The following is a 2,885-nucleotide window of genomic DNA, read 5'->3' on the forward strand; positions in this document are numbered from 1 at the left end:
AACAATTTGATGGCTTTTCCATCCAAATTGGCGTTGAATTTTCCAGGGTCAGGCAAAGTGTATACCACACTTGGAGTGGCTGGCGATTCGGTTTCCGCCTTTTCTTTTTCTTTTGCTTTGGGCTGACAACTTAAGGTTGCGAAGGCAATCAGCACCAAACCAATCAACATTTTTTGCTTGTTTTTCATGAACTTGCAATTATCATTGGTTAAAAATGTAGCATTAACGGGAAGGTATTGTATTTTTCCGAACCTTAAAACATTTTTGTCCAATGTCCGATAAAATTACAATCCCTGCCCAAGGCCGTGATAAAGATACTATTCTAGATGAATTGTCTAAACTACATTTAAAGGACATCCCCTGGAAAGAAGGACGTGCCTGGAGTATGGTTTATTACGTAGACGAAGATCATCAGGATTTATTGGAAAAAGCCTACAGCAGTTTTTTCTCCGAAAACTACCTCAATCCATTCGCATTTCAAAGCTTGAAAAAAATGGAATTGGAGGTTATTCAAATGACGGCTAGCCTTTTGCATGGCGATGAACATGTCACCGGAACCATGACTTCTGGCGGAACCGAAAGCATTTTTCTGGCGGTGTATACTTATCGCGAACGGGCTCAAAAACTATTCCCCCAGATCAAAGCTCCTGAAATTGTCGCTTCAACCACCATTCATCCAGCCTTTGAAAAGGCAGCTCATTTGCTCAACATCAAAGTGAAAAAAGCAGCAATTGATCAAAACATGCGGGCCCAACCTGCTGAATTGGCCAAATTGATCAGCCCGAATACCATTTTAATAGCCGCTTCTGCACCCTCTTATCCACACGGCGTATTGGATCCGATTGCCGAAATTGCTGCATTGGCGTTGGCAAAAAAACTGCCTTTTCATGTGGATTGTTGCATTGGTGGTTTTATGCTGCCATGGGTAGAAAAACTGGGTTATCCTATAGCGCCTTTTGATTTCAGAGTTCCTGGAGTCACGTCTATTTCGGCAGATGCCCACAAGTTTGGGTATGGCGCCAAGGGGGCGTCAGTGTTGTTGTACCGCAGTATGAATTACCTGAAACATCAGTTTTATGTGGTTACAGATTGGCCGGGGGGGATTTATGCTTCTCCTACTTTGCTGGGCTCTAGGCCAGGAGGCGCCATTGCCGCTACCTGGTCGGCAATGCAAGCTTTAGGGCAGGAAGGGTATTTGAAAATAGCCAGGGAAATCATGCAGGCTACCAATGAATTGAAAGAGGCTTTGGAAGGTATACCAGAAATCATTATTTTGGGGGATCCTGCAATGAACATCATTGCTTTTTCTACAATAAATAACCAGCCTGATATTTTCGTAATTGCAGATCAACTGGAGCAAAAAGGTTGGATGCTGGATCGCCAGCAATTGCCAAACTCCATACATTTGACCGTGATGCGCCACAATATTCCTGTGGTAAATCAGTATATTGCTGACCTGAAAGCCGCTATCGACTTTGCACAAAAAAATCCTGCTGCAGTTGCCAAAGGCAATGCGGCCTTGTATGGCCTGATGGCCAGAATTCCTTTTCGGGGAATGGTAGAAACCAATGTTCGCCATATTTTTGAAGAACTCTATGATTTTTCGAAGTCAACTTCGATTACTGAAGACGAGAAGCCAGTTTCATTGCCAGATCCGCCTCGGTGGATGGGGGAACTAAACCGCTTGCTTACAACACTAGCTCAATTGAAGTCATTTTGGAAAAAACGATAAACCATAATCATTGTCTTTAACTGGAACCCTATTCCAAGTACAACCGATTAATTATGAAAACCATCTTCAAAACCCTTTTGCTGTCAATTGCATTTATGTCGCTCTCTCAAATGGCGCAAGCCGCCGATTATTATTGGGTTGGTGGCAGTGGCGATTGGTCAGATATCAGCCATTGGGCAACAACTACTGGGGGAGCTACGAAACGCAATGTTGTGCCAACCCCCAATGATCGGGTATTTTTTGATGCCAACTCCTTCACGGCAGCCGGACAAAAGGTCAATGTCAACAACCAGTCTATCTTTTGTCTGGACATGAATTGGGAAGCCGTAACCAACAATCCTACCATTAGCGCTCCGGCATCCTATGTACTCAACGTATACGGTTCGCTGAAACTAAGCGCCAATATGACTTTTTCTTTTCTGGGTTCGGTCAATTTTTTGGCCAGCACTCCCGGAAATACGATCAATATGGCGGGTCACCGGATTCGTGAAATTGCAACATTTGCCGGATTAGGTGGTGGCTGGACGCTGCAAGGGGCAATGCAAACGGATACCACCTTGTTCATCAAAGCAGGCAGCCTGAATACGGGTAACCAAAATATTTCTTGTTTAAAACTTTTCGTGATCCCAACTTCTCCAGTCAACTTGACTTTGGGTAGTAGCCGCATCACCGTTACAGGACGGTATTACCGCAGGTACGAATGGTGGCAACAGGATTCGGCAGTAGTTGAATTCAACCGCAGCAACCTGACGGTGTTGCCAGGAACTTCGGTCATCGATTTAAGTTCCAATAAACCCTTGCTTCGTGCCACCGGAATGGGAACGGTCGCATTGGGAACTGTACTGTTTTCAAATACTTTGGGCAAGGGAAAATTTGAAATAGACAACGGCGGAAATGCAACCCTAACCCGATTGGAAATGCGCAACGACAGTGAAATAAAGGGTACCGCATCTTTCGATGAGTTGGTTCTGGGGCCTGGAAAAACCTTTGTTTTTCAGGCAGGTTTTACCTATAAACTGAAAAAATTGACCGCAACAGGATTGTGTACCACGCCAATTCAGGTCTTTAGTAGTGCCTCTGGTACCCAAGTGACTTTTGAAGCGCCCGCCGATTCCATCACGGGCAATTACCTCTCTTTGAAAGACATCAAAGG

The 2,885-nt window shown here is 44.6% G+C and carries 2 protein-coding genes and 1 pseudogene; 2 read left to right on the top strand and 1 reads right to left on the bottom strand.

The annotated features are described in order from the left end of the window. Positions 1 to 188: pseudogene (locus ABW391_RS24395) on the bottom strand (galactose-1-epimerase); the annotation flags it as partial. Between the two features lie 83 nt (positions 189 to 271). Here ABW391_RS24395 and ABW391_RS24400 point away from each other — a divergent pair. Then, the gene (locus ABW391_RS24400; protein ID WP_353484518.1) at positions 272 to 1,732 is read left to right on the top strand and encodes a pyridoxal phosphate-dependent decarboxylase family protein; all 1,461 of its coding nucleotides are present in this window, start codon (positions 272 to 274) and stop codon (positions 1,730 to 1,732) included. Positions 1,733 to 1,785: 53 nt separating this feature from the next. Further along, positions 1,786 to 2,885, top strand: a 1,100-nt coding sequence (locus ABW391_RS24405) for a hypothetical protein (RefSeq protein ID WP_353484519.1), incomplete at its 3' end; no start/stop codon positions are given.

Source organism: Haliscomenobacter sp., from assembly GCF_040403615.1.
In the GTDB taxonomy this organism is placed as follows: Bacteria; Bacteroidota; Bacteroidia; order Chitinophagales; family Saprospiraceae; genus Haliscomenobacter.

Coding starts and splice junctions, on each gene's coding strand:
- ABW391_RS24400 (WP_353484518.1), top strand. CDS start 272: ATGTCCGATAAAATTACAATCCCTGCCCAAGGCCGTGATAAAGATACT.